Raw genomic sequence first — 25,581 nt, 5'->3', positions numbered from 1 at the left:
CAGTATATTTTAAAGACTATACTATCGGTACAGCTATATGAGCAGGAGGCGTTTGGATTTGTTCTGCTGGTATATACGCAAGTCTTATTGCAACTGAGCTGATAACATACTCTCTAATTTTATCATAGCCCCATACAACTGCTTCCAAAGGGGAAAGTGCTATATTCAATGCTTTTGCTATAGTAACAGCACCTTTACCTATTTCTTCTGCAGCGGGCGATAAAGTCTTAACAGCTAGCTTAGGTAATGCTTTATTCAAGACTATTGTAGTTACTTCTTGATTATCATCATTAGTCATAATTTTATCTACCCGCTGAGTGGTATTAAATTATCGTCATAGTTTAAATAAAAATCTCTAAACTGTATATGTGATATAAACTATTTTGGATGATCTAATATAATTTTAATTTTATTCTATCTGTTAGTTTGAGTATATTCAACTTCAATACCTGCTTAAAGTATTAAATTTCAACTATATTCACTAACCATAAATCGAAGGTGCGGTTTAGCCTCGATTGTTGCGGATATACTGTGCGGTTGAGTGAGTCTATCAGAAAATCGCAGATTTTCTCTTGAGTCGGGGCAAAGCAGTGCTTTGCTTTATCCCTCCTCAGGCTTGGTTTTGGAGTGGCGCGCGAATCAGGCGGCACGTCAAACCTTAGCCATTCGCCTCACTCAAACGTGCAGATAGTAGCGAAAGCGAGATTGGCTCCTTATCATCATTTCCTTTAAAATCACCTTATAACTTCTTAATTCTAAAATAATTTCAAAGATGACATCATGCGCCTAATCGAACTACGACTAAAAAATCTAAATTCCTTAAAGGGTGAATGGCATATCGACTTTAGCGATGTGGCGTTTGTGAATGAAGGGATTTTTGCCATCACGGGGCAGACGGGTGCGGGTAAGACCACGATTTTGGACGCCATTTGTCTGGCGTTATACGGAGAAACGCCACGGATTAATAGCATTAGCAAAAGTAGCAATGAGGTGATGACACGGCAGACGGGAGAATGTTTTGCCGAGGTGGTGATTGAGCTGAACGGAGCGCAGTACCGATGCCGTTGGGGTCAGCGCCGAGCATATGGCAAGGTCGATGGGAATTTACAGGATGCCACACACGAATTGAGTCGGGTAAGCGATGACCCTGATAAGGGCGATGAGATTTTAGAGGAGAAGTTGTCTCGCACCAAGCAAAAGATTATTGAACTGACGTCGATGGACTTTTCGCAGTTTACCCGCTCTATTTTGTTGGCACAGGGGAGTTTTTCGGCATTCCTAAAAGCCAAAGCGGATGAGCGTGCCGATATTTTGGAGAAGATTACGGGTACACAGATTTATGCCGATATCTCTAAAAATGTGTATGAGAAGTACCGTTGTGAGAAAGAAGAGCTTGAGCGGATGCAAGCGGTGGCGGATAGTTTGTCGCTACTTGATACCGATACCGAAGCGGAATATCGAATGACGATTGGCACGTTGACTGGTGAGCTTAATAGTAACAAAGCCATGCAAGCAGGGTTTGAGTCACAGATTAAATGGCTAGATGAAGTTGCGGATTTGCAAGGTAAGCAAAAGCAGTATCAGCAGGATGTGCACAATGCCGAGCAAGCGAAGTCGGATTTTAGTGCAGATGCCGAGCGTTTAGAAAAGGCGAATAAAGCGCTTGAGATTGGTAATGACTTTAATCAGTTGGAGACTTACCGCAAGCAGCTTGCTGATTTTACGGTGGATAAGGAGGATAGTGCCAAACAGTTACTAGCCGTTAAGACGAGCTTTGAGCAGAGTCAGCAAGATTTACACAAAGCTGAGTTAGCCGAGCAGACAGCGGTTAGTGAGTTTGAGCGCGCGCAACCGCTAATTGCTGAGACTCGCCAGCTTGATGGGCAGATTTTGAACACTAAAGAGCGGTTGCATGACCAACGGAGTCGAGGTGATGCGCTTAAGGTAAGTAGTGCTAAGTTAACAGAGTCGCTGACGACCTCTAAGCAAGAGCAGTCACAGTTACAAGATAGGCTTGATAAGACTAAGGCATATTTAGCCACACGCTCGCATCATGAGGCGCTGGCGAGTGATATTGAGTCGTTGCATCAGCTTGGGACGCAAGTTAAAACAGCGTTACATAATAATGCGGGTAAGGAGGCACAGAGGCAAGATGCTATCAAGAGTTTGGCGAAGTTGCGTGATAAGTTGACTAAGCTTGAGCACAGTCAACAGCAAGCGGGCGATAAGATTGAGCAAAAAAAGCAACTATTAGCGACGCTAAATCTACGTCAATACAAGCTAATGCAAGGTCAAACATTGCAAAGCGTACGCCATCAGCAAAATGATATTGAGCAGAGTCGCCAACAGCTTAATGAGATTATGGCGCAGTTTGGGCAGGTACATCAATTGGCTGTGCAGGCTGAACAGATACAAGGGTTGCTACCTGATAGACAGCGTCGTATTGATAGGTTTGAGCAGAGCATTAAGGATAATGAGGATACGTTACATCGCCTTAATACTGAGTTTAACGATAAGCAAGAGAATTTGGCGTTATTGCTACAGGTGGTTAAGCTTGAGGATTTAATTGTTAAATTGGAGGACGATAAGCCTTGCCCGCTGTGTGGCTCGCTGGAACATCCTTATGATGGTAATCATCCTCTATTAATAAATAGTACGAATGAGTCTCAAGTTGATGCCGATAAACAAACACCGATAGTCAAGGTTAAATCTCGTTTGGCAGAGTTATCCAGTATCATTAAGAGTGTTGAGAAGCAAATTGCCGACGATAAGATTGGTCTTGGTACTACTCGAAATGAGTTAAGTGGTTATCATAAACAGTTACATGAGCAAATCACTCAAATAACAGAGTTAATGAGTGACAATAAATCTTTAGTGACTACTTTTACCCAAAATGTGGCTGACCTTTCCCCTGCCCTCATTAAAATATTTGACAATCAGGCGTTAATCTCGCAGTTGAAAGCGTCGCCAGATACTTTAGTCGATAGTGTTGAGCTGAACGATGACAAGGTTTCATATGATGGTTTACAAACTGTCATGACGACTGCTGATGATTTATCTAAATTGATTCAAATTGTATTGCAGGATTTAGCGTCGCAAAAGAATGCGTTGAATACGCTACTGGATGATAACGATAGGTTAATGCAGGATATTAGCCAGAGTGAGCTTGAGGTCAAAGCGTTAGAGAATGCTACCCAGTCGGCAAATCAGGAAATAAATACGCTTAATACGGATATTAAGTTGGTCATGCAACAAATTAGTAATGACGAGGATTATATTGAGTCTAATTTTGTAGAAATTGAACGCTTAATTCGTGTTATCGCAGATTTGGTTGACCCTTATAAACAGGATGATAATGATAAATGGGCGACGCTTGATACGGACTTGAAGGAGTTAACAGATTCTATTACAAGTAAACAGGTATTGACTGAGAGTGACTGTGAGCAGTACTTGCAAGCTTTACGTGAGTATTGCAAATGGATGCGAGACTTACATCAAACCTATCATCAGCAACGCGAACTTAGCCAGTCGCTTAGTAGTGAGATTAGTAATTATGCTACGCGAATTAACAGCGTTGCGGGTCAGCTTAGTGACGTTGCAAAGGAGCTAAATACGGTAGATGGTGCGGTCAAAGATTTAGATGAGTCTTTAGCCTCTTTGCAAAAGAAGAGACAAACGCTGTATCAAGACAAAGATATGGATGTTGAGGAAAACCGATTGCGAGTGGCGGTTGATACGGCTAAAGAGAAGCTGTCACAAACTCGTGAGCATTATAACCGTTATCAGCAAGAGATTAAGCAACTTAAGGAACAGATTTATAAATTAGAGACTGCTATAAAAGAGACAAGCGGTAGTCTTACTCAGCAACAGACATTATTCAAATCACTATTAACAGACAATAATTTTGATAATGAAAGTGAGTTTAAAGATGCCATGTTAGAGCGTGAGACTCGTGAGGCGTTAGCCAGACAACATCATCGAATAGACAGTGATTTAAAAATCACTCAACATAAACTTCAAGATACTAAACATCAATTAGTAGAGAAACTGGAAAATCCATTGGTTGAGGTTGGTAAAGGCGCTGAAAGCGATGCAACTGATAAGACTACACTTACGACCAAACTGTCAGCAATAGAGGTTGAGATATCAGAGCTTAATAAACAAATTGGTGCGCTTGAACAAAAGCTTAAAGACAATGACGCCAATAAAGCCAATCAACAAGCTCAACTTGAGGCAATTAAAGCGCAACAACAGTCATTTGCAGTTTGGCGCAATTTACGTGAGCTTATTGGCTCGGCAGATGGTAAAAAATATCGCACCTTTGCGCAAGGGTTAACCTTTCAAATCATGGTCAGTAATGCCAATACTCAACTTAAAAAGATGAGTGACCGTTACTTGCTTACTCGTGATGAAGAGAATCCATTAGAGCTAAACGTCATTGATGACTATCAAGGTGGCGAGATTCGTAGTACTAAAAATTTATCGGGCGGTGAAGGGTTTATTATTAGTTTAGCGTTAGCGCTTGGCTTATCCAAAATGGCAAGTCAAAATATCAGCGTTGATTCTCTATTTTTGGATGAAGGATTTGGTACGCTTGATGAAGACTCGCTTGATATTGCGCTGGATACTTTGACTAACCTGCAAGCCGAAGGCAAATTGATTGGGGTTATCTCGCACGTTCAAAGTTTAAAAGAGCGCATAATGACTCAGATTAAAGTAGAAAAAGTTTCAGGTGGGTGCAGTGTGATTAGTGGGGCGGGATGTTATAGAATTGCGGGTTAGGGTTAATAAATATATTGTTGAAAAGATTAATTTAAGCAGTAATTGAGTAATGAAACTTTACTAGGATTTAAAAGCTCAATATGGGACTGTTCTATATATTGGGTTATAAATATTTAATTTTTTAAAATTTGGAGTGTTACCTATTATGAAAGAAGAGATATGGTACGCTTTATCAGAAATATTTGTAGATAATGTAATAGATTATAAGTATATCGCCTCAATTATTTATCAAAGCTCTTTGCAAGATATACGTTATACATTGTTTTATGAAGTAGCCCCTATTTACGGTTCGGTATTCTTTACGCCAGTACCGTATGAATGGTTGGCGTACGACAAACATGAGTTTATAGATAATATAAGGCTACATATCAATAAAATGCAAAGCAGCAAATTATATCTAGCTAAGTCAAATATACTGGGATTGATTTACAGTTATTTTTTAAAATCAGTATGGTTGGATTTAAAAAGAGAAATTGAATTACTTCAAGATTGATTCAACAGCTTAATTTGCACTTCCACATCTACTTCATTAATTGCTTTAACGTCAATTATTTAACGCATTTATATTAATTATTAACAAATAACGCCTATTCATCCAATTTTGATAACCAAGTTTTTATTATCACATGTGAGCATAAACCAGTTAAACCTACCCTTCAATTCCAACCCGCCTAATATATACGTTATGTTGATAGTTAGTAAAACTAATTGGTAATAGACCGTTTCACTATTATACTTTCGCATAGGGAACATAATACTTAGAGATATTAAAGTAAAAATGTTATTTATTTAAATTTACTTATGCGAGATCAACTATGGAACTATTAGGTTTTACGTTTGATGTTCAAACGCTAACTCAGAATGCCATATACTTAATAACTCAACTTATCTTTGCCATTCTCATATTCGTTATAGGACGTTGGATAGCTAAGAGAATTGTTGACTTTAGTCACAATATTATGCGCCGTAGCCGTTTGGATGAAACGGTAGCAGGGTTTTTAAGTCGTATTTTATATGGCATTTTATTGGTGATTGTCGTTTTAGCCGCATTAAGTAAATTAGGCGTACATACGACTTCAGTCGTTGCTATATTAGGTGGTGTCGCAGTTTCAGTAGGTTTAGCGCTTAAAGATCAACTTTCAAACTTTGCAGCTGGCGTATTAATTGTACTGTTCCGTCCTTTCGAACGTGGCGATTATGTCCAGATTAGTAGCTATACAGGTACCGTTACTGATATAACCTTAATCAATACACATGTGACCACGGTCAATAACCATGATGTGGTTATTCCAAACAGTGATATTAGTACCTCAGCGATTACTAACTATACGTCTTTACCTAACCGCCGCGTAGATATTACGGTTGGCGTCGGCTATGATGCCGATCTTAAATTGGCTAAAGAAGTACTCATGCAAACCGCTAAAGAAAACCCTTTAGCTTACTCTGATCCCGAGCCAGTTATAAGAGTGACAAATTTGGGAGATAATTCCGTTGATCTCACGTTGAACATATGGACGAGTAATGATGATTGGTGGGCCATGCAGTGTCAGCTTCTTGAAGATTTCAAGATTGCACTAGATAATCATGATATAGATATACCTTATCCACAGCGCAGCATTCATGTAAGTGGTTTAAATGACATTGTTGAGTCATCAAATAATAATAAAGAACAATAAGATTGCATCTAAACAATTTATTGTAAGTTTCACAAATCAAACTATAAAAATAAGAGGGTTATATGTCACAAGAATTTATTAAATCAAAAGCTGCTGTAGCATGGGGTCCTAAAGAGCCACTAAAGATCGAAGAAGTCGATGTCATGTTACCCAAAAAGGGTGAAGTATTGGTTAAGATACTAGCCAGCGGTGTGTGTCATACCGATGCTTATACACTATCAGGCGCTGATCCTGAAGGTGTCTTTCCTGCAATATTAGGCCATGAGGGCGGCGGTATTGTAGAACAAGTAGGTGAAGGTGTAACTAGTGTTGAGGTTGGCGATCATGTCATTCCTTTATATACTGCGGAATGTGGTATTTGCAAAATGTGCCGTTCTGGCAAAACCAACTTATGCTCTGCGGTTCGCGAGACTCAAGGTAAAGGGTTAATGCCTGATGGTACAACCCGTTTTTATAAAAACGGCGAACCTATATATCATTATATGGGCTGCTCTACGTTCTCTGAATATACTGTACTTCCAGAGATATCTTTGGCCAAAGTCAATAAAGAAGCACCTCTTGAAGAAGTCTGCTTACTTGGCTGCGGGGTTACTACGGGTATGGGCGCTGTGATGAATACAGCTAAAGTTGAAGAAGGCTCTACAGTCGCCATCTTTGGCTTAGGCGGTATTGGTCTATCTGCTGTTATCGGTGCAAATATGGCAAAAGCCAGACGCATTATTGGTATCGATGTGAATGAAAGCAAATTTGAATTGGCCAAAAAATTAGGCGCAACCGATTGCATCAATCCAAAAAACTACGATAAACCGATTCAAGAAGTTATCGTTGATTTGACCGATGGCGGCGTGGATTATTCATTTGAATGTATCGGTAACGTTGATGTGATGCGCTCGGCTCTAGAGTGCTGCCATAAAGGTTGGGGCGAGTCTATCATTATTGGTGTCGCAGGCGCGGGTGAAGAGATCTCTACGCGCCCTTTCCAGTTAGTAACCGGTAGAGTTTGGAGAGGCTCAGCGTTTGGCGGGGTTAAAGGTCGTACTGAATTACCGGGTTATGTTGAACGCTATCTAGCAGGTGAGATCCCACTTCAAGAGTTTATTACGCATACCATGTCCCTTGAAGAGATTAATGAAGCGTTTGAGTTAATGCATGAAGGTAAAAGCATTCGCAGTGTGATTCATTTCGACGCCTTAAATGACCAGAAATAAGATGTTTTATAAGGTTGATATACTCTGAAAGTTTTTAAATTATATAACAACTGCTAAATATCTTGGCATCTCCCCTTCTAATACTTTATTGATTTTAAACCATGACTTATTCAACGCCTATTTACCTAAAAATAGTAAAGTTTATATTACTCGTTAGTGGTATCGTTCTGGTTTTAGATTGTCTGTTCTTATTGATGCAATTCAAAATCAACTTCGGTACCGTCGTTCCTTTTTTAATCGGTATTATATTTATAATACACGCCCTATATTGGCATCAAATTCAAAACTTTATCAATACGAGCAAGCTGCGCCGATATATTTGGGGCGGATTGTGGTCAGGATTTATAATATGGTTGTTCAGTTTTATTGCTTTTGCAATCTCGCTAAGTAGCAGCCATACATACGAAGATGATATCAAAAATGTAAAAGCGGTAATTGTATTAGGCGGCGGCGTTAAGAATAACAAACCCACGCCGACACTTGCCAGCAGGCTAGATATAGCCGCTCAAATTATAAATCAGCACCCACAAGTTATCGTCGTACCCAGTGGCGGTATTGGAATTTCTCAAGAGCTCAGTGAAGGTGAGGTCATGAAGACTTACCTTACCCAAGTTCATGGCATTGATGAAAAGCTAATAACTCCAGAGGAAGAAAGCACCAGTACTGAAGAGAATCTGTTATATAGTCAACCTATATTGGAAAAACAGGGTGTGCATATGACTGATTCTATTGCTATTGTTACCAGTGATTTTCACATACCGCGCTCCATTGCTATTGCAAAGCATCAAGGTTATACCGACATTGTACCCGTATCGAGCCCTACCCCACTTAATATTCGTTATAATGCATGGTTTAGAGAGTATTTTGCATACATTAGCGGTTGGCTTCTAGGGGAATATTAATAGCGTGTTGTCAATAAAAAAGACCTATCACTATGATAGGTCTTTTAAATGTTAACAATAGTAAGTTATCTAAAGCGCTTGAGAAAGCGCCGATAACGCCCCTTTCAACATCGCAGAAACGGTACTGGTATGAGTTCCAATTCCTGAGTAAATCTCCCCATCTACATTAAGCTGAATATAAGCAGCCGCTTTGGCATTGGTTTTATCACTATCACCACCGCCTTCTTGCTGAAACTCAGGATTAATCGCGTGTTCAGAATAGTTAATGATATGCAGCTGCTTACCTGTATGGCGAGCAACCCCATCTATGAATGATGAAAGCGGGCCATTGCCGTTACCTGATATGTCCACCGTTTCACCATTTAGAGTAATTTGACCGTTAAATTCAACTTCTCCACCTTTATTATTGACGCTGTGATCTAATAATTGATAGTCAGAATTTTGTAAATAGGTGCTCTCAAACGCTTCAAGAATCTCGTCGTTTTTAAGCTCGCGCGCTGCGTCTTCCGCTTTTTGCTGTATAACACGGCTAAAGTCAATCTGCATCCAGCGGGGTAAGTTAAAGCCATAGTTACGCTGCAAGATATATGCGACGCCCCCTTTACCAGACTGACTATTTATACGCACTACATCTTGATAGCTACGGCCAATATGAGCAGGATCAATTGGTAGATAAGCGACGTCCCATATATTTTGAGTGGCATCGCTATTTTTTTCATTAAAGTCTAATGACTTCTTTATGGCATCTTGATGCGATCCACTAAAGGCTGTAAATACCAACTCACCAACGTAAGGATGGCGTGGATGTATGGGTAAATTATTACATTCACTAACGACCTGTACAATTCTACTCATATCACTAAGATCAAGTTCAGGGTCTACGCCTTGACTGTATAAGTTCATGGCCATAATCATAATATCCATATTTCCCGTACGCTCACCATTTCCTAACAAGGTACCTTCGATACGATCAGCGCCAGCCAATACGCCAAGTTCAGCCGCTGCTACCGCACTTCCCCTATCATTATGCGTGTGCAAGCTTATAATCACATGCTCTCGATGATTAATATGACGGCAGAAGTATTCAACTTGGTCGGCATATACATTTGGCATCGATGACTCTACGGTTGCTGGTAAGTTGATGATAACCTCTTGACCATCTTGAGGCTTCCATACGGCATTAACGGCATTGACGACTTCAATGGCATAATCAGGTTCCGTTTGGCTAAAGCTTTCTGGCGAATATTGGAATACCCACTCTGAATCAGGATGCTTGGCAGCATAATCTTTTAACATATGTGCGCCTTTTACCGCGATGTCTTTGATTTGCTCCAAATCTTTTGCATACACTTTGTCGCGCTGAACTTTGCTGGTTGAATTATACACATGGACGACAGCTCTACGAACCCCTTGCAAAGCTTCAAAAGTACGTTCAATTAAGTGCTCACGGGCTTGAACCAAAACTTGAATAGTTACATCATCAGGAATATGATTTTCCTCAATTAACTTACGCGCAAAATCAAATTCAACTTGCGCAGCTGAGGGAAAACCAATTTCAATTTCTTTAAACCCTACATCGACAAGGAGTTTAAAAAACTGCATTTTTTGATCGATGGTCATTGGATCAATTAATGCTTGATTACCATCTCGTAGATCTACACTTGCCCATATGGGTGCTTTGGTAATCGTGTTATCAGGCCAAGTGCGATCACTTAGCTGCGGCGCAAATGCAAAAGGCTGATATTTACGAAAGTCAAAAGCTTCAAACTTAGGCTTTACTTTAGGTTTAGTAGATGGCGTACGATCAGTAACTTGGCTCATGGCTTTACTCTATTTAAATAATTGAATTAAAGTTGATAAGAAATTTACTATCTATAATTAAGTATATGAATAAGGGTTAATTGTTTAAATGACTGTAGTTATTTATCATGAGGGTAATTTTATCAAAGTTTACTTAGAAAATTACACTAAATTAAAGCTATAAAACTTATAAAATAGTTTATTTCATTAATTTTAATGTATGTTATAGTGAAAATCACTACTATCAATAATATTATTAACTTCTATGACTAATAAAACCAACCTAAACCAGCACAATAAAAATGACGCCAATACTTATTCAATCGATAAAATAGATCAGCAGTTATTGTCGTTGCTACAACAAGATGCTCGTATGAGTATTACCGATATGGCAGAGACGGTACATTTATCAGCGACACCTTGTGCTAGACGCATCAAGCGTTTAGAAGAAGCGGGTATTATTACAGGGTATCATACCAGTGTTGACCCCCAAAAACTCGGCTATCGACTGTCTTTATTTATAGCAGTTAGTATGGATAAACATACTGCAGAACGCTTTCAAGAATTTGAAGATAGAGTACAAGAGTTTGATGAAGTGGTCAGCTGTAGTATCGTCACAGGGCGCACAGAAGATTATTTATTAAAAGTTGTGGTTCGCGACATGGCGCACTATGAAGAGTTCTTATTACATCGATTAAATCGTTTGGACGGGGTCAGTCAGGTACATACCAGCTTTGAGCTGCGTGAGGTATTTAATAGAGGAATAACCAAATAATTGAGGGTGAGCGATTAAATCGTTAAATAGCTCAATAGCTGAATAACTTGATCAACGTAGAACTGAAAAATTTAATTCAATTGTGAGATCAAGGGACCTTAACGTTTAGATGGTAAGACACGCTTTTCTGGTAAACGATTGGAAGCCAACTGGTAAAATAGCGCTGCTAATATCACAATACCCGTTGGTATCAACATGGCGGTATATCCAAGCTTGAAGTATGCATAGGCGCCAAGCACACCCCCGCCGCAAAAGCTATACCATATGATGGTTTGAAAACCTAGAATCATGATATTAATTGGTCTGCCCGCCAACCAGTTGCCTATTGCGGCGCCCATATCAGAGGTGAGCCCCGTTAAGTGCGTGGTGCGTATAACAGCTCCGCTATATGTCGCTACCATCGAGTTTTGAAGCCCGCATGCCATAGCCGCTAATAACTGACCAAAATAATCATGCTGAAAGAATAATAAGAAACTACAGAACAATAAAGCGGCTTCAATAAACAAGGCGACTCCATAACGGCGTCCAAGCCTCAAAGAATGCTGACCGATTAAAAAGCCGCTTAATATAGAGCCGGTTAAAAAAGAAAGTAAAGATGCACCGATAAATATAATTGATGAGGCATCAAAGTTTGCAATCGCAGACGAAAACAAACTTACGTTCCCTGTAACATGGGATACCGAAAGATTGGTAAAACTACTCAGCGCAATAATATTTACGCTACCTGCGCTAAATGCTAATACCGCCCCGCCTATTAATATCCATAAAGGCAACTTAGTTATCATAAGCCTTCAATAATCACTTTAAATAGTGTTAAATTTTTAGAATTTAAATAAGATAATTCATTCAACTACTGATTGATTTGACCGAGTAAACTCACTCTGGCGTCATCAAACATATCCATATTAGGCGCAAGCGTACGCATAAAACGATCAAAATATAACATTTGCTTGGTTAATAATGCAAAATCACGTGGGAAATGAATACCATGACGCTTACCCACCTCAACTATCTCAAGCATCATTTGATTAAGCTCATCCGCTTGCTCTTTACTATTAAAAGGCTTACCACTGGTATAAGTCTTATCTTCAGCCATAATTCGCGTAATCATTTTGGCCAAATCACCTGCCAGCTGCCCTTGATCGACTTTTTCGCGATCATGTGTCATGCCCATGTCAATCATACAACTCGCCATGGTCACATAATCGTTTTGTTGTAAGGCTTGCATCATGCCCATACAGGCCTGCCAGCTTTCAGGTTTTAATGACCCGACGATGCCAAAGTCTATAAATCCAATTCTACCATCTTTTAACAACATCAAATTGCCCGCATGCAAGTCTGCATGAAAGCTATTACAATACATTAGACTGGCAAACCAAGTATTAAGCGTATCTGCCATAACTTGCGCAGGGTCATCACAGTACTGGCGCATGGCCACTTCATCTACCATGGACATCCCATACAAACGGCTCATGGTTAGCACACGCTTTGTAGTCAGCTCATCGACCACCTCTGGTGCAACCACTTTAGTATTGCCAGTCATTTGCAAAAACTGCTGGAAGTCACGTATATTTTGCGCTTCTGCAATAAAGTCGGTCTCAGATAGCATACGCGTTCTTATCTCATCAATAATAGGAGACAAACTTGCAAACTTCATATTCGGCACAACGCGTTCTAAAATCTTGGTAACAGCGTGTAAAACACCTAAATCCGTTTGCATGATGGTGCCTACGCCCGGCTTTTGAACTTTAAGGACAACATCACGACCGTCTTTTAAAGTAGCAGCATGAACCTGCGCAATGCTTGCAGAAGCCAAAGGAGTTTTATCAATGTTTTGAAAATAATCGTCAAAGCTATCGTCACCGTTAAGCAGCTCTTCTTTAAGCACTTGTTCGATATATTTGTACGATAGCGGTGTGGTCTGATCCAAACAGTCTTGAAAAGCAATGACATAGTCGCGTGGAAACAAGGAAGGCGTACTGGCTATAAATTGACCGATTTTAATATACGTTGTGCCAAGCTGCTCAAAGGTTTCTCGAAGCATTACTGCGTCAGGACGTTCCCCTTTAGCCACTCGTAAAGCGGATAACCCGGCAACGCTTGCTGTATGACGCACACGATTGACGACATTAAAAGATTTTTTTAATATTCCTGGCATAAGTTTACAGCCTACTTTTTAAAGGGTGCTAGTTTGGTTTTAACATAGTGATTGTAGTGGTCAGTTTTAATAAATAATCAATAGTTGTCTATTTAATCTGTAGCTTTTTAAATATGAAGCTAATTAAATATAAAGCTAATTAAATATGAAGCTCATGACCACAGCGATCGCAAAATTGTGCAGCGGCAGCATGACCAAACTTGCCACATTGCGGGCAAGTCACTGGGTGCAGTTGAGGACGCATACTCTTTGATAATTCAGAGGTAAAGATACCCGTTGGCACGGCAATAATAGAATAACCTGTAATCATGACCATACTCGCTATGGCTTGACCTATAGGAGTTTTTGGAGAAATATCACCATACCCTACTGTCGTTAAAGTTACAATTGCCCAATAGATGGACACAGGAATACTGGTAAATCCGTTTTGCGGTCCTTCGACCACATAGACAACGGAGCCGAATATGGTGACAAGCAACAATACGGATAAGAAAAAAACAGTGATCTTTTGCTGACTGGTTTTGAGCGCGGATGCCAAAAATCCCGCTTGCTGCATATACGACTTAAGCTTAAGAACTCGAAAGACCCTAAGAATACGCAGGATGCGTACCACCAATAGATATTGTACGCCGCCAAAAATAATACTAAGATAACTAGGTAATACGGACAATAAATCAACAATACCAAAAAAGCTAAACGCGTAGCGTATACGATTGGGCGCAGAAAATAACCTTAATGCGTATTCAAGGGTGAATAAAACTGTAAAAAACCACTCTGCATACCAAAATATAGTCCCATATTGCAATCGCAAAAATAGAACACTGTCTAACATCACCACACCAACACTTGCAGCAATTGCAATTAATAAAATTATATCAAAGAATTTACCTAAAGGCGTGTCGGTGCCTTCAATGACAACATGAATCCTATTTCGCAAACTATTGAGGCTATTTGAGCTAATTTTTTTCATAAATACGGGCAGCTAACCTATAATTGTGCTTCATTATACTTCATAAATCTAATAATGTGACTCTATACTCATATTTGTTTTAAGTTAATTTATGAATTGAATGAAATAAGGTCTGTTATAATTTATCAAAATATAACAAGCTATAAATAAGTTTATAATACACCTAAACATTTCTAATAGGGATAAATACACTATGGCTGGTCATTCCAAATGGGCAAACATAAAACATAAAAAAGCCAAAGAAGATGCTAAACGTGGCAAGGTCTTTACTAAAATCATTCGAGAATTGGTGTCAGCGACCAAACAGGGCGATCCAGATCCCGAAACAAACCCACGTTTACGTGCTGCTGTTGAAAAAGCGCTTTCAGCGAATATGACTAAAGATACGATACAGCGGGCAATCGAACGCGGCGCCGGTAATACCGAAGGTGGTGAAATGGATGAACTCACCTACGAGGGTTACGGGGTAGGCGGTGTTGCCGTTTTAGTTGAAACCATGACAGATAATGTAAACCGTACCGTGAGTGAAGTGCGTCATGCCTTTACCAAATATGATGGTAATCTGGGCACAGCAGGCTCAGTGGCTTATTTATTTACCAAGCGTGGAGAGATTGTGTTTGATGATGTGACACTAGAAGACGACATTATGTTGGTTGCTTTAGATGCGGGTGCTTTGGATATCGAAAATGATGGAGAGAGCCTACTGGTCATCACCGAACCTGATAATTTCGGTAGTGTCAAAGACGCGTTGAATGAGGCAGGGTTTGAGTCTGTAAATGCAGAAGTCACTATGTCGCCCTCAACCACGGCTATCATTAACAATATAGATGATGCTGAAAAAGTTATGAAAATGATAGATATGCTTGAGGATATTGACGACGTGCAAGACGTGCATACAAATGTTGATTTCCCAGATGAGATATTAGAGCAGCTATCTTAAGTGTTGTTTGATCAATAAAAACTTATAGACATATCGACATTAACAGATAAACAGTACCGTTTTAAACATATAGCCAGCGAACTACTAAACGATTAGGGCTTTAAGCTCGTTAAGCCTACTGACTACGCCGTCAAATCCGTACACCTAAACTTGGTAGATTTTGATTTAGCTTTTGAATATAAATCCATTTAAACCTTTCTTGGCGATATCATATCTAAACTCTGCTGAATCCTGACTCCACTCGAGCATGGCGCTTGCCATGCGTCGGGGCGAAGCAGTGTTTCGCTTTATTCCTCTTCATTTAATATCACTCGCTCATAACACGCAATCTCTTATTCTTACTATAAACACTTATTCTCTTCAATAACAGCCATTGGCACAGGATCAAACTGTTTAGCACCTCTAAGCTTATCTTGAATGGCTTAGCGTAGCCAATTAGCCAGTGTTTGCATTGGTAGCCCTAACTGCCTTGCTGTGGCACAGATACAGCCAACATTATTCTCCATTGCCTTAACCGCTTCTGCTTTAATTTCTTAACTGTATCTTTAACTTTATTAGTCATGGTAAGCTCTTAGTTATCTTATTTAATTTGCCCATTTTTTTAGTCTGCGGTTTTTTCAGCATAGCTTAACCATCAATTTGATTTAATAACCATAAATTTAGGTGCTTATACAAAATGAATAGTCAAAAGGTTTAAAACACTAAAAATAGAATCTATATATTTATTGCTCGATATTAAGTAGCAGCCGCTTTTTATCAAGTCCCCCAGTATATCCTCCTAAGCTTCCATCACTCGCCACTACCCTATGGCAAGGAATAATAATACTAAATGGGTTTTTACCATTGGCGTTGGCCACCGCTCTAAAAGCGGTAGGTTTATAAATGTTTGACGCAAGCTTTGCATAGCTAATAGTCTCACCATACGGTATAAGTTGTAAAGCCTGCCAAACTTGCTGCTGAAACGCTGTACCTAAAGACAATTCAAGTGGGATATCAAACTGTTGTAACTTGCCAGCTTGATACTGTTCTAATTGAGAAATGGCATCTAATAATAGGGACTGTAATTGATTATTTTTGCTTAGGCTATTTTTATCAATCAACGTTAAATCAGCTTTAGACAGTTTATAATGTTTTATTAATTTATCGATTGATTTAGACTGTTCCCAGCTTTGTTTGTCTGCGAGCCATTCAACCGTATATAGTTTTGGTATAAGTTTATTTTGAGCATCAAAATCTGACCCTGCTATTAACAACAGTGGGTATTTATCTATATAGGTAATGGTCGCTATCATTCAACTTCCCTTATGAAATAAAAATGGCACCTATAAAGGTGCCATAATTTTATAAATATATATATGAATAAATGTAAACAATATTAGGGGCTGTATTAGGGCTGTCTAAAATCATTAAAACCTGATAAAGGTTTAATCGACTATTCATCGGTCTCAAAAAGTGCTGCTACAAACTGCTTCGGACTAAAGGCGCGTAAATCATCAATCGACTCACCGACACCAATATAACGTATCGGAATGTCAGTGGTATTGGCGATATTAAACACGACCCCGCCTTTAGCAGTACCATCTAGTTTGGTAATGGTTATACCGGTTAAAGGCACTGCATCATTAAAAACTTTGACTTGATTTATAGCATTTTGACCCGTACCTGCATCGAGTACCACCATGCCTTCATGCGGCGCAGTCGGATCAGACTTACGCATAATACGTACCACTTTTTCAAGCTCAGCCATTAAGTGGGTCTTATTTTGTAGACGTCCTGCTGTATCAGCGATTAACACATCAATATTCTTGGCTTTAGCAGATTGCATGGCATCAAATACTACTGATGCGCTGTCTGCACCATGACCTTGAGCCACAACTGGGATGTTATTACGTTCACCCCATACCTGCAATTGCTCGGTTGCTGCCGCTCTAAAGGTATCCCCTGCTGCTAGCATGACCGACTTGCCTTCTGATTGTAAACGCTTAGCAAGTTTACCAATGGTGGTGGTTTTACCCACACCGTTCACACCCACTACTAAAATAACAAATGGCTTTTTAGTGGTATCAATAACCAACGGTGCAACTTTTGGTTCTAGAATTTCTACCAACTCTTTTTGTAGCGCTTTATATAAAGAATGAGAGTAAATTAAATCACCGCGTGCGGTCTGCTCCGTTAAGCTTTCGATAATTTTGTTAGTAGCGTCCACACCAATATCGGCTATTAATAGCTGATCTTCGACCTCCTCAAGCAGCTCATCATCAATCTCTTTACCACCGATTAGGATGTTTGCTACCCCTTCGGCTAAGTTCTTACGCGACTTGGTCAAGCCTGATTTCATACGTGAGAACCAGCCACCGCGTTTTTTATTATCCTCTTCTACTTGCTGACTGGTCTTTTGAGGCGGTGTAATGACAGGGTCAGCTTGAGGGGTTTGAGGCTCTATAGGTTCTGAAGGTAGCTCTGTCTGAAATGCTGGAATAACCGCTTCTGGCTCTTCAACACGAGGCGTTTCAATAATAGGAATATCTTGCGTACTGGGCAAATCTGGCAAGGTGATGTCATCATCATCTATCTCATCCAAACTACCATCAAGGTCAATGACTATGCGCGTTGGATTATTAGGATTATTCATTGGGCATCTCTTGTATATGGGTTTTTATAATTAGTAAGGTGTTAAATTTTGATAAAATAGCGAATAATTTTAGTATGGGATAGTTTACCATAATTGGCTAAAGGCTTATTTAATCCTCTTATTTATAGTCAAAGAAGTCTAAAATGGTTACAAGGCAACCGAGTGCAAGTACTACTGGAGTAGGCTTAACGAGGTTAACACTGTAACCGTTTAGTAGTTCGCTGACTATAGTTTCTGTTTGCTTGAGTTCATGTCTGATTTAGACAAATTAGCTTAGTTTATGGAAGATTTATTTGAGTTTTTTGATTTAAAGAATTGACAGATTCGATTTTATGTATAAAATAGCGTGCACCAATTCGAGAATGACTGATATTATTCAATATCTTTTCCGTCAGATGAGTTGGTAGAGCAATCGTCTTATAGTCAGAATGTTCGCGGTTTATCCGTTATTGCAAACCACCATATTAGTTAGTGGTTCAACTTACTAATGAGATCAGCAGCGGTAGTTCAGTTGGTTAGAATACCGGCCTGTCACGCCGGGGGTCGCGGGTTCGAGTCCCGTCCGCTGCGCCATATTTTAAAACTTAGTTTGCTTATATCATTAAGCTCACAGTTTCAGCCTCAAGTATTTTTACTTGAGGTTTTTTTGTGTTTTTTAGATTTAACACTTACCTCATCTCATCCCTTTATCTATATTGTCTCATCGTAGATTTAGAGATTCAAACAAACTCTCTCCCCTTTTAATTTAGTAAGTACTGGCTTTGAACTTGTTCAGAAAGTGATTATTAATTAATACTAGCTAGTAGTTAAGCCAATCTACGGTGACCAATTGCATGGTGACCAAACGGTGACCATTTTGTGACCAAGGTTGTTAAAAATTGGTTATGCTAACTGATCCCAAATTTGCCCTTATCGTTAAGCTGCCTAATTAAAATCTCCCAAGTTTAACTATACGGATTTGACGGCAGGGGTCAAGAAAATAATAGTTATTTAATTAGATTTAATTCTTTTAGTTGAGCTAAGGTAGCTGGTTTTAAACGACTCAAAACTTTATGAAGGCTACCGTCTAAATTATAAGTATTATGACAAGCATTACAATCAAGAACTACTTGTGATGCTAATTCATCATACCAAACACGCATACCTAAACCTCCACCACAAATATAACAAATATCATCTACCTCAAGGGTAATTATTTTTTCAAGTGTTCCAGATAAAAGCATAGCTAGGCTTTCTTCACTTTTAGTAGTGTATGAATCAATAATTCTTTTGAATACATCGATTTCCTCACCAAGCATTGATGAATATTCAATCGGATAAAGTGAATAATCGTATTCCAAATACTCCAATAAGAGATACTTATTGAAAGGTTCGTATTGAAGTAATTTCTTATTTGACCTCATCCAATTCAGAATTATATCAAGTAACTCTTTTGTTGAAGATGTATTTGATAAATCATCCAAATTAGATTTAAGATTATTTAACGAAGATAATTTTAATACAGACATTATCAATTCCCTTTAACTGGAAAAGTAGTAAGTAGATTGCCATGTGCATCTGTAAAGATTTTAATATAAGTAGTAGGCTTTTGACCCTCTTTTATAGACGTAGTACCAATAACTCTTTAAGTATTAACAACTCTAACAAAAGTACCATCACCATTAGAATATACTGGAGATTTAACCGTATTAGCATCCTGTAAAATAGATTTTAACGAGCTGGGCGTAATAGTAAATATAGATCTATTGTTAGCTACTGGTCTATTAAAGTGACCTTCAATTACATGATTAAAACCTGCATCGTATGGTCTACCATTACTTTTCAATGGAGTGAAACGAGTTGGTCCATTCGCCACATTAATTCTTGTGGCGACAGCCCCAGTACTTACTTTACTTCCATGAGTTAATGCAGAGTGTGCAATCTGAGCTGGAATAGGTCTTCCTTTTATCGGTATAAACGCCAACCCACCAGTACCTATTTCAAAATATCCTTCTCCATAGTTCCCTTGTTTAACTTTATTTAAGCCAGAGGCGATTGCACTACTCCCAAGTGCGATTCTTGCAACATACATCATTTTTCCAGGTGCTGCCCAAACTGCATCTCCTCCATACCGAGCGACTTCTTCAACTTGTGAATTAATATTTCTAGTAGTAGCTGCTTGCCAAAAAATTTCTTCATGTTGTCCACCTATACTAGGCTCAAATAACCAGTCTGTATTAGTAAAACTAGGACCTGTAGTTTTCTTAAGCATATTTTGAATAGACTGTAAACTACCACCACTTGAGTAGTAGTAATTAAGTATATCTCCAAGAGCTTTCATTTCGTCCTGACTTAAGGAGTTTTGATCTTTTCTATATTTTTTAAGAAGTTGATTTCCTACTTGATCTAGAATTACTAAATCTGTTAATTTTATAGAGTCTGCTAGAGATAACTTATACTTCCCGAAACCTAACATGCCTTTATTAGACTCAGCTTTTTCATATAATGAATAAAGAGTGTCGAAATCTTTACTTGCTAGAAGATTATCCTCAACCGCCATTTTTGCCGTTTCACCTGCATTCACGGCATCAGTGACTTCTCCTGTGGTAGAGCCAATAGCTATCCCTGTTAAGGTAGTGATATTACTTATGGTATCCTTTTGTTCAGCGGTTAGCTCACTTGGGTCATCTACTTTAAAGATGTACTTAGACAGTAAGGTAGCAGTCACCTCCCCTGAGCTTGCAGATATGCCCCCTGTTAGGGCATCGTTACCTGTGGCAGCACTTACCGCTGCGCCTAATAGGGCATGGACGAGTAATGTTTTGTTACTTTTGTTTAGACGAAAAATAGGTGTGCTAAAAGCCCAGCTTTTTATGTCTAATATTAGACGGGATTTAAGGGCATCCAATTATTTAGAATATTTTTTATAAATTTATTAAATTGTGGATGAATTTCTAAAAATCGTTGACACGCAAGTTTAGTATATTCAAAATTATCTTGCTCAGTAATATATATTCTATTCGTTGGTTCATCAAAACCTAATTCAAAACATACCCCGTCAAATACATCTTCTGGATAAAGACTATCCAAATCAGGATAGTACCACCAACATCCTTCTACACCTGCATCTTCATATTTTAATAGAACATTTACTATTGATTCCAGAAAAACACCGTCTGCATAGAATATACTGAAGCAACCTTTTATGATTTGACTTTGATAATTACCATCTGTAACGTTAAAACGCCAGTCATAGAAAAAATACAAATCATTTGGATTAATAGGGTCATAATTAAAATTATTTAGGGTGAACATTTCCTACTACTCCAGTTTTAGGGTCAAGATATACTCTGAAAGATATACCATTAACAGTAGAATTATAACTTGATTTACCAGCTTCCATAGCCTCATTATAACCTTTAGCAGCAGCATCTATACCCATATTAAGAATTTCATCATCTGAGAATTTCTTTGGATCATAGACAGTTTTAGGGGAGCTTATAGCCTTCCATCCTATTTGATTACCCGCACTATTTAATTTATGAATTTCATACTTTATAGTTACAATACCATCAACGCCAGTTGGTGTTTCAGAAATAATTTTACCCCCACGGTTTTTTAGCTCTGCTTCAAACTTTTCTCTATTATGGCCTCCTTTAATACCATTACGTTGTGTAAATCCATCTACATTAGCTATATGGTTCTTCAGATTAGAATTTATACTCATTCCTTTTAAATCATTTAAAATCTTCTCTCTTGCTTTCTGTTGTGATAATCTTTTAAATGCTGCTACTCCAGCACTTCCTGCTGCATTTACATAGTGGCATTTAAAATTCGAAAAAATATCAAAGACCAAAAAAATTATAAAATTCTAGACCTAAATATTCGGATTTATTAAAACTATAAATCCAAATATTTCGGATATTTTAGTGACCATTTTTTATAATATAGCTTATATAAATTATATTAAATTATGCTAAATGTCAGAAATTAAAATCAACTCAAACCCTTTATTTATAAATACTTCTATGATAAAGTACATTAATATAATTTATCGTAATTTAGTGGTTCTAGCCTGTCACGTCGCGGGTTCGAGTCCCGTCCGCTGCGCCATATTTTAAAACAGTTTTAGACTTTTAGTTTAGATAAGTTTCAACCCCGTTACAGTGCATGTAGCGGGGTTTTTTTGTGGGTGGTGGTTTCGGTTGGTTAATTCATTAATTATACTCATTGAACTATGCTGAAGAAACCGTAGAGGAATACTCGGTAAATTAGTGACTCTAACCATAACAAGCTAGTATATCCAAACTTGCTGTATAAAAAAGTTTGAATCCAGTCGACCTAATCAAATTTGGTTCAGTGATATTAATAATATTTGGTCAAACGAGGGCTGGCTGTACTTGGCTGGTGTTTAAGACCTGTATACCAAAGAGCTTGTCGGCTATGCCAACTACAAACGTATGACTGCGATCTAGTATGACGTGCTCTAAATATGGCCATTAATGACAAACGACCCGGCAAAGGGTTAATAGTTCACTTTGATTGGGGTAGCAAGTAATGTAGCCATGCGTATCAAAAGATCATCAAGCAGCAGCAATTTATAGGCTTAATGAGTGGCAAAGGTAATTGCTATGACAACGTTCCGATAGAAAGCTTCTGGAGCGTATTAAAGAATGATCTGGTATACCATCAAGACTATAGTCGGCGAACTTATAAAGAGTCACGGTGTTAACCTCGTTAAGCCTACTCTAGTAGTACTTGAACTCGGTTGCCTTGTGACTACTTTAAAGTTCTTTGACTATATAAACGAGATTTGCAACGATCGGTGATATGATTGGCTATATTAAGCAGTACTACAATCAGCCAAGTATTTAAAAGAGTTTAGTCTATAAATTACCAAGACAGGTGTGGTCTGATTATTGTCATCAGGTTGCATAACTAAAATCTTACAAATTTAATTGTACGGATTTGACAGCAGGGGTCAAGGTAGACAATGCGTTAATTAACATTGATCGTGTTTAACCAACTAAAGATTTTCCGGAAGTTGTTATATTGGATTAATACAATAGTTGATAGTAGAATAATTGAATGAAATCTTTAATGTATTTATACTTCATACTGTAAAGTTATCTAGTTCATCCATAAGCTTGACAGATTTTTAAACTCAAACTCTCTTAAATAAGATCGATAGTATAATGGCTCAATAGACCTGGTTTAAATTTTTAAAATTCAGACCCATCAGAACCACCCCACCTACCCCACAAAAAAAGACAAGTAACTATTTAAGCTACTCGTCTTTTTAAAATAAAAAATATAAATCAAACGATATAAATTAAACACGCATTCAAGTTTAACGTATAAACTTGAACTTAGTTATATCATCTTATTTTGCAGCAGCGCGTGCTTGTTCTAACCAACCGTTATAAACTTCTTGGTTGTTTTTAATCCAGTTTAAAGCATGTTGCTTAATTTGCTCTTGTGAATCTTCACCATTCGCAATAAGCATATTCTCTTCACTTACTGACGCTAAAGGAATGCTTGCAACTTCAAACAGCTTAGCAGCGGCTGGATTAGCTTCTGCAAAGTCTTTATTGGCTACAATACGCTCACTATTGACCGAGAAGCCATAATTTTTGCCATTTGGCGCAGTCGTATCATCTGAATGAGGGTTTGCGGTATAAGGCACTTCTAACCAGACCACATCTTCGCCAGGCACTAGTTTTCCAGAAACCCAGTAAGGCGTCCACGTATAATAGAAAATGGGTTCGCCACTTTCGTAACGGGCAATGGTATCTGAAATAATAGCAGCATATTGACCTTGATTATGAGTGATAGTATCACTCAAACCATAGGTATCTAACTGATGTTCGATAACCGCTTCACAGCCCCAGCCGGCTTGACAACCAGTTAAATCAGCCGTACCGTCACCATCTGTATCAAACAAAGCGGCAATTTTTGGATCAGCAAATGCTTCTAGATTGGTAATGCCGTATTCTTCTGCCGTTTTCTTATCAACTAAATAACCTTGAGCGGCGCCTTCAATTAAGTGCCCTTCACGGTAAAACGCTTCATCCCCACCAGCATTTTCGTACATATCGTTATGTAGTGGATACCAATTCACAGGCGCATATTCAGCATCGCCAGAAGCAATAGCAGTATAGCCTGCACTATAATCTACTTCTTTGATTGGCTCTACATCATAACCCAAATCTTTTAGCGCTTGGTTGACAACCATTGTCTGAAAGCTTTCTTCTGAAATTGGGCTTTGAATGGCTTGAACACTAATACCTTCACCTGGCATGCTCTCAGCACCAGCCTCATTAGCGGTCACATTCCCAGATTTGGTAGTGGATTCGGTAGTAGCTTCGGTGGAAGTTGTTTCTTCTGATGTTTCGGTTTCGGTGGGATTACACGCAGTAAGCGATAAACCAGTAACACCGATCGCAATTGATAATACGGTTTGATTAAATAACTTCATTAATATGTTCCTTATACATAGTCAAAAAATTGTTGGTTATAAATTTATGGTTAAAAAAACAGGGTTAAAAAACTAAGACTTGTTAAATACACTATATACCAATCCAATAGGCCCGGACTGGTACCACTTTTGATGCTTTTTATCGCGGTTATTCTGACCTAGCGACTGCGTCATTCGATCAAGAATAATCGCCATGATAACGATGCCTAATCCGCCGACAGTCGCAAGCCCAATATCCAAACGTCCAATACCTCGCAGAACCATAAGACCCAAACCTGCTACTGAAATCATAGAAGCTATAACCACCATCGATAGACTGAGCATTAACGTCTGATTGACACCTGCCATAATGGTTGGCATCGCTAAAGGCAGCTGAACTTTATATAGCAGTTGTTTTTTATCTGCGCCAAATGAATTGGCCGCTTCGATTAAATCTACAGGTACCTGCCGTATGCCAAGATTGGTTAGTCTGATAACAGGCGGCACGGCAAATATGATAGTAACGACAACGCCCGGCACATTACCTATCCCGAATAGCATGACAATCGGAACCAAATAAACAAATGCCGGCGTGGTTTGCATCGCATCTAATGTTGGGCGCATAATCTTAGCCATCGTATCGCTGCGTGCCATCATAATACCGCTTGGAATCCCGATAATCATACAGAACAATACTGCGGTTAGCACCAAAGAGAGCGTGGTTATAGACTCCTCCCATACCCCAATGGCGCCCAATATCGTCATTCCGATAAATGTTCCTACGGCCATTTTTTTACCCGCCATTTGCCATGCGAGTAAGCTAAAAAGCACAATAAATAATAGCGCTGGAATACTGGATAAACCAGCTTCAATAGAATTAAGCGTCCAATCAATAGGTACTTTGATGGCGATAAAAAAAGGGCGAAATTGTGTAACAATCCATCCTATTGCGCTATCCACCCAATTGTCTAATGGTATAAGGGTTTGAGCGAATGGGTCTAACCATGAGAAGTCAGCTTTTTCTATATCACCAGAGGACATACTACTCATTGAACTGGTTGATTCACTCGAAAGGCTGCTATTTGAGGTATCTTTGATGGTTGCGCCCGCGCTGTCCCATGCGTTGGCAGTTGCTTCTGGGGCTTCTATCGGGCTATCTACTAGTGAGTCAGTGGCGCTATCGGAAACGATTTCAGATGCACTATTTGAAGCACTATTTAAGCTTTGATCGTCATTTGAATCTGGCATATTTTTCACGTTTTATAATTTTAGTTAACTACTTTGATGAATGTTTTTGTATAT

The 25,581-nt window shown here is 38.8% G+C and carries 20 protein-coding genes, 1 tRNA gene and 2 pseudogenes; 9 read left to right on the top strand and 14 right to left on the bottom strand.

The genetic code is table 11. The annotated features are described in order from the left end of the window. Nucleotides 1-16: 16 nt before the first annotated feature. Complete coding sequence (locus AC21OH_RS03845) at nucleotides 17-298, bottom strand: hypothetical protein (protein WP_487370534.1); 282 nt, start codon at nucleotides 296-298, stop codon at nucleotides 17-19. 482 nt (nucleotides 299-780) lie between these two features. On the opposite strand from AC21OH_RS03845, the gene AC21OH_RS03840 reads away from it, so the two are divergent. From AC21OH_RS03840 to AC21OH_RS03820, 5 genes are all read left to right on the top strand, one after another. After that, a complete protein-coding gene (locus AC21OH_RS03840; protein ID WP_487370536.1) occupies nucleotides 781-4,782 on the top strand; it encodes an AAA family ATPase in 4,002 nt (1,333 codons plus the stop codon). A 145-nt stretch (nucleotides 4,783-4,927) separates the two neighbouring features. Then, nucleotides 4,928-5,275 (top strand): DUF7079 family protein, encoded by a 348-nt coding sequence (locus AC21OH_RS03835; protein WP_487370537.1) that lies wholly within the window; start codon nucleotides 4,928-4,930, stop codon nucleotides 5,273-5,275. Between the two features lie 322 nt (nucleotides 5,276-5,597). Beyond that, complete coding sequence (locus AC21OH_RS03830; protein ID WP_487370538.1) at nucleotides 5,598-6,458, top strand: mechanosensitive ion channel family protein; 861 nt, start codon at nucleotides 5,598-5,600, stop codon at nucleotides 6,456-6,458. Between the two features lie 62 nt (nucleotides 6,459-6,520). Then, nucleotides 6,521-7,666 (top strand): S-(hydroxymethyl)glutathione dehydrogenase/class III alcohol dehydrogenase, encoded by a 1,146-nt coding sequence (locus AC21OH_RS03825; protein WP_487370539.1) that lies wholly within the window; start codon nucleotides 6,521-6,523, stop codon nucleotides 7,664-7,666. Nucleotides 7,667-7,767: 101 nt separating this feature from the next. After that, a complete protein-coding gene (locus AC21OH_RS03820) occupies nucleotides 7,768-8,568 on the top strand; it encodes a YdcF family protein (RefSeq protein ID WP_486536438.1) in 801 nt (266 codons plus the stop codon). A gap of 69 nt (nucleotides 8,569-8,637) precedes the next feature. Here AC21OH_RS03820 and leuA read toward each other — a convergent pair whose 3' ends face one another. Next, nucleotides 8,638-10,389 carry a 2-isopropylmalate synthase gene (gene leuA / locus AC21OH_RS03815; protein ID WP_487370540.1) on the bottom strand — a complete coding sequence of 584 codons (1,752 nt, stop codon included), beginning with the start codon at nucleotides 10,387-10,389 and terminating at the stop codon, nucleotides 8,638-8,640. A gap of 244 nt (nucleotides 10,390-10,633) precedes the next feature. Here leuA and AC21OH_RS03810 point away from each other — a divergent pair, with 244 nt between their 5' ends. Continuing rightward, complete coding sequence (locus AC21OH_RS03810; RefSeq protein ID WP_487371049.1) at nucleotides 10,634-11,143, top strand: Lrp/AsnC family transcriptional regulator; 510 nt, start codon at nucleotides 10,634-10,636, stop codon at nucleotides 11,141-11,143. Nucleotides 11,144-11,241: 98 nt separating this feature from the next. Here AC21OH_RS03810 and AC21OH_RS03805 read toward each other — a convergent pair whose 3' ends face one another. From AC21OH_RS03805 to AC21OH_RS03795, 3 genes are all read right to left on the bottom strand, one after another. Beyond that, nucleotides 11,242-11,928, bottom strand: coding sequence for a YoaK family protein (locus AC21OH_RS03805; RefSeq protein WP_486536441.1), 687 nt, complete (start codon nucleotides 11,926-11,928; stop codon nucleotides 11,242-11,244). 65 nt (nucleotides 11,929-11,993) lie between these two features. Continuing rightward, a complete protein-coding gene (locus tag AC21OH_RS03800) occupies nucleotides 11,994-13,301 on the bottom strand; it encodes an ABC1 kinase family protein (RefSeq protein WP_487371050.1) in 1,308 nt (435 codons plus the stop codon). Nucleotides 13,302-13,440: 139 nt separating this feature from the next. Beyond that, nucleotides 13,441-14,271, bottom strand: coding sequence for an ion transporter (locus tag AC21OH_RS03795; RefSeq protein ID WP_486536443.1), 831 nt, complete (start codon nucleotides 14,269-14,271; stop codon nucleotides 13,441-13,443). A gap of 193 nt (nucleotides 14,272-14,464) precedes the next feature. Here AC21OH_RS03795 and AC21OH_RS03790 point away from each other — a divergent pair, with 193 nt between their 5' ends. Further along, the gene (locus AC21OH_RS03790) at nucleotides 14,465-15,211 is read left to right on the top strand and encodes a YebC/PmpR family DNA-binding transcriptional regulator (RefSeq protein ID WP_487371051.1); all 747 of its coding nucleotides are present in this window, start codon (nucleotides 14,465-14,467) and stop codon (nucleotides 15,209-15,211) included. Nucleotides 15,212-15,555: 344 nt separating this feature from the next. Here the strand turns inward: AC21OH_RS03790 and AC21OH_RS03785 are convergent. From AC21OH_RS03785 to ftsY, 3 genes and pseudogenes are all read right to left on the bottom strand, one after another. Then, nucleotides 15,556-15,717, bottom strand: a pseudogene (locus AC21OH_RS03785) (IS3-like element ISPar1 family transposase); the annotation flags it as partial. 216 nt (nucleotides 15,718-15,933) lie between these two features. Next, nucleotides 15,934-16,503 carry a methylated-DNA--[protein]-cysteine S-methyltransferase gene (locus tag AC21OH_RS03780; protein WP_487371052.1) on the bottom strand — a complete coding sequence of 190 codons (570 nt, stop codon included), beginning with the start codon at nucleotides 16,501-16,503 and terminating at the stop codon, nucleotides 15,934-15,936. A 140-nt stretch (nucleotides 16,504-16,643) separates the two neighbouring features. Then, nucleotides 16,644-17,843, bottom strand: coding sequence for a signal recognition particle-docking protein FtsY (gene ftsY, locus AC21OH_RS03775; RefSeq protein WP_487371053.1), 1,200 nt, complete (start codon nucleotides 17,841-17,843; stop codon nucleotides 16,644-16,646). A gap of 496 nt (nucleotides 17,844-18,339) precedes the next feature. Here ftsY and AC21OH_RS03770 point away from each other — a divergent pair. Continuing rightward, nucleotides 18,340-18,416 (top strand) — tRNA-Asp (locus AC21OH_RS03770). Between the two features lie 413 nt (nucleotides 18,417-18,829). On the opposite strand, the gene AC21OH_RS03765 is transcribed toward AC21OH_RS03770, so the two are convergent. The 4 genes from AC21OH_RS03765 to AC21OH_RS03750 form a co-directional block, all read right to left on the bottom strand. Continuing rightward, nucleotides 18,830-19,351 carry a hypothetical protein gene (locus AC21OH_RS03765; RefSeq protein ID WP_487371054.1) on the bottom strand — a complete coding sequence of 174 codons (522 nt, stop codon included), beginning with the start codon at nucleotides 19,349-19,351 and terminating at the stop codon, nucleotides 18,830-18,832. A 116-nt stretch (nucleotides 19,352-19,467) separates the two neighbouring features. Further along, complete coding sequence (locus AC21OH_RS03760; RefSeq protein ID WP_487371055.1) at nucleotides 19,468-20,730, bottom strand: VENN motif pre-toxin domain-containing protein; 1,263 nt, start codon at nucleotides 20,728-20,730, stop codon at nucleotides 19,468-19,470. Then, a complete protein-coding gene (gene cdiI / locus AC21OH_RS03755; RefSeq protein ID WP_487371056.1) occupies nucleotides 20,706-21,137 on the bottom strand; it encodes a ribonuclease toxin immunity protein CdiI in 432 nt (143 codons plus the stop codon). The genes AC21OH_RS03760 and cdiI overlap by 25 nt, the downstream gene beginning before the upstream one ends. Continuing rightward, nucleotides 21,121-21,678: a CdiA family toxin C-terminal domain-containing protein gene (locus tag AC21OH_RS03750; protein WP_487371057.1), complete on the bottom strand. Its 558-nt coding sequence runs from the start codon at nucleotides 21,676-21,678 to the stop codon at nucleotides 21,121-21,123. Before AC21OH_RS03750 ends, cdiI begins: the two co-directional genes overlap by 17 nt. Nucleotides 21,679-22,095: 417 nt before the next feature. Here AC21OH_RS03750 and AC21OH_RS03745 point away from each other — a divergent pair. Then, nucleotides 22,096-22,530: pseudogene (locus AC21OH_RS03745) on the top strand (DDE-type integrase/transposase/recombinase); the annotation flags it as partial. A 675-nt stretch (nucleotides 22,531-23,205) separates the two neighbouring features. Here the strand turns inward: AC21OH_RS03745 and proX are convergent. Continuing rightward, nucleotides 23,206-24,300 carry a glycine betaine/L-proline ABC transporter substrate-binding protein ProX gene (gene proX / locus AC21OH_RS03740; RefSeq protein WP_487371058.1) on the bottom strand — a complete coding sequence of 365 codons (1,095 nt, stop codon included), beginning with the start codon at nucleotides 24,298-24,300 and terminating at the stop codon, nucleotides 23,206-23,208. Nucleotides 24,301-24,372: 72 nt separating this feature from the next. Continuing rightward, nucleotides 24,373-25,527: a glycine betaine/L-proline ABC transporter permease ProW gene (gene proW / locus AC21OH_RS03735; protein ID WP_487371059.1), complete on the bottom strand. Its 1,155-nt coding sequence runs from the start codon at nucleotides 25,525-25,527 to the stop codon at nucleotides 24,373-24,375. Nucleotides 25,528-25,581: the final 54 nt, after the last annotated feature.

This window comes from Psychrobacter sp. CX10 (genome assembly GCF_057621575.2).
This window is presented reverse-complemented; position numbering and strand designations above follow the sequence as displayed.

Bases quoted from the DNA above. Each gene is read 5' to 3' on its own strand.
- AC21OH_RS03790 (WP_487371051.1), top strand. From the start codon at position 14,465: ATGGCTGGTCATTCCAAATGGGCAAACATAAAACATAAAAAAGCCAAA.
- AC21OH_RS03805 (WP_486536441.1), bottom strand. From the start codon at position 11,928: ATGATAACTAAGTTGCCTTTATGGATATTAATAGGCGGGGCGGTATTA.
- AC21OH_RS03845 (WP_487370534.1), bottom strand. From the start codon at position 298: ATGACTAATGATGATAATCAAGAAGTAACTACAATAGTCTTGAATAAA.
- AC21OH_RS03780 (WP_487371052.1), bottom strand. From the start codon at position 16,503: ATGATAGCGACCATTACCTATATAGATAAATACCCACTGTTGTTAATA.
- ftsY (WP_487371053.1), bottom strand. From the start codon at position 17,843: ATGAATAATCCTAATAATCCAACGCGCATAGTCATTGACCTTGATGGT.
- AC21OH_RS03810 (WP_487371049.1), top strand. From the start codon at position 10,634: ATGACTAATAAAACCAACCTAAACCAGCACAATAAAAATGACGCCAAT.
- AC21OH_RS03800 (WP_487371050.1), bottom strand. From the start codon at position 13,301: ATGCCAGGAATATTAAAAAAATCTTTTAATGTCGTCAATCGTGTGCGT.
- AC21OH_RS03840 (WP_487370536.1), top strand. From the start codon at position 781: ATGCGCCTAATCGAACTACGACTAAAAAATCTAAATTCCTTAAAGGGT.
- leuA (WP_487370540.1), bottom strand. From the start codon at position 10,389: ATGAGCCAAGTTACTGATCGTACGCCATCTACTAAACCTAAAGTAAAG.
- AC21OH_RS03830 (WP_487370538.1), top strand. From the start codon at position 5,598: ATGGAACTATTAGGTTTTACGTTTGATGTTCAAACGCTAACTCAGAAT.
- AC21OH_RS03820 (WP_486536438.1), top strand. From the start codon at position 7,768: ATGACTTATTCAACGCCTATTTACCTAAAAATAGTAAAGTTTATATTA.
- AC21OH_RS03795 (WP_486536443.1), bottom strand. From the start codon at position 14,271: ATGAAAAAAATTAGCTCAAATAGCCTCAATAGTTTGCGAAATAGGATT.
- proX (WP_487371058.1), bottom strand. From the start codon at position 24,300: ATGAAGTTATTTAATCAAACCGTATTATCAATTGCGATCGGTGTTACT.
- AC21OH_RS03765 (WP_487371054.1), bottom strand. From the start codon at position 19,351: ATGTCTGTATTAAAATTATCTTCGTTAAATAATCTTAAATCTAATTTG.
- cdiI (WP_487371056.1), bottom strand. From the start codon at position 21,137: ATGTTCACCCTAAATAATTTTAATTATGACCCTATTAATCCAAATGAT.
- AC21OH_RS03825 (WP_487370539.1), top strand. From the start codon at position 6,521: ATGTCACAAGAATTTATTAAATCAAAAGCTGCTGTAGCATGGGGTCCT.
- AC21OH_RS03835 (WP_487370537.1), top strand. From the start codon at position 4,928: ATGAAAGAAGAGATATGGTACGCTTTATCAGAAATATTTGTAGATAAT.
- proW (WP_487371059.1), bottom strand. From the start codon at position 25,527: ATGCCAGATTCAAATGACGATCAAAGCTTAAATAGTGCTTCAAATAGT.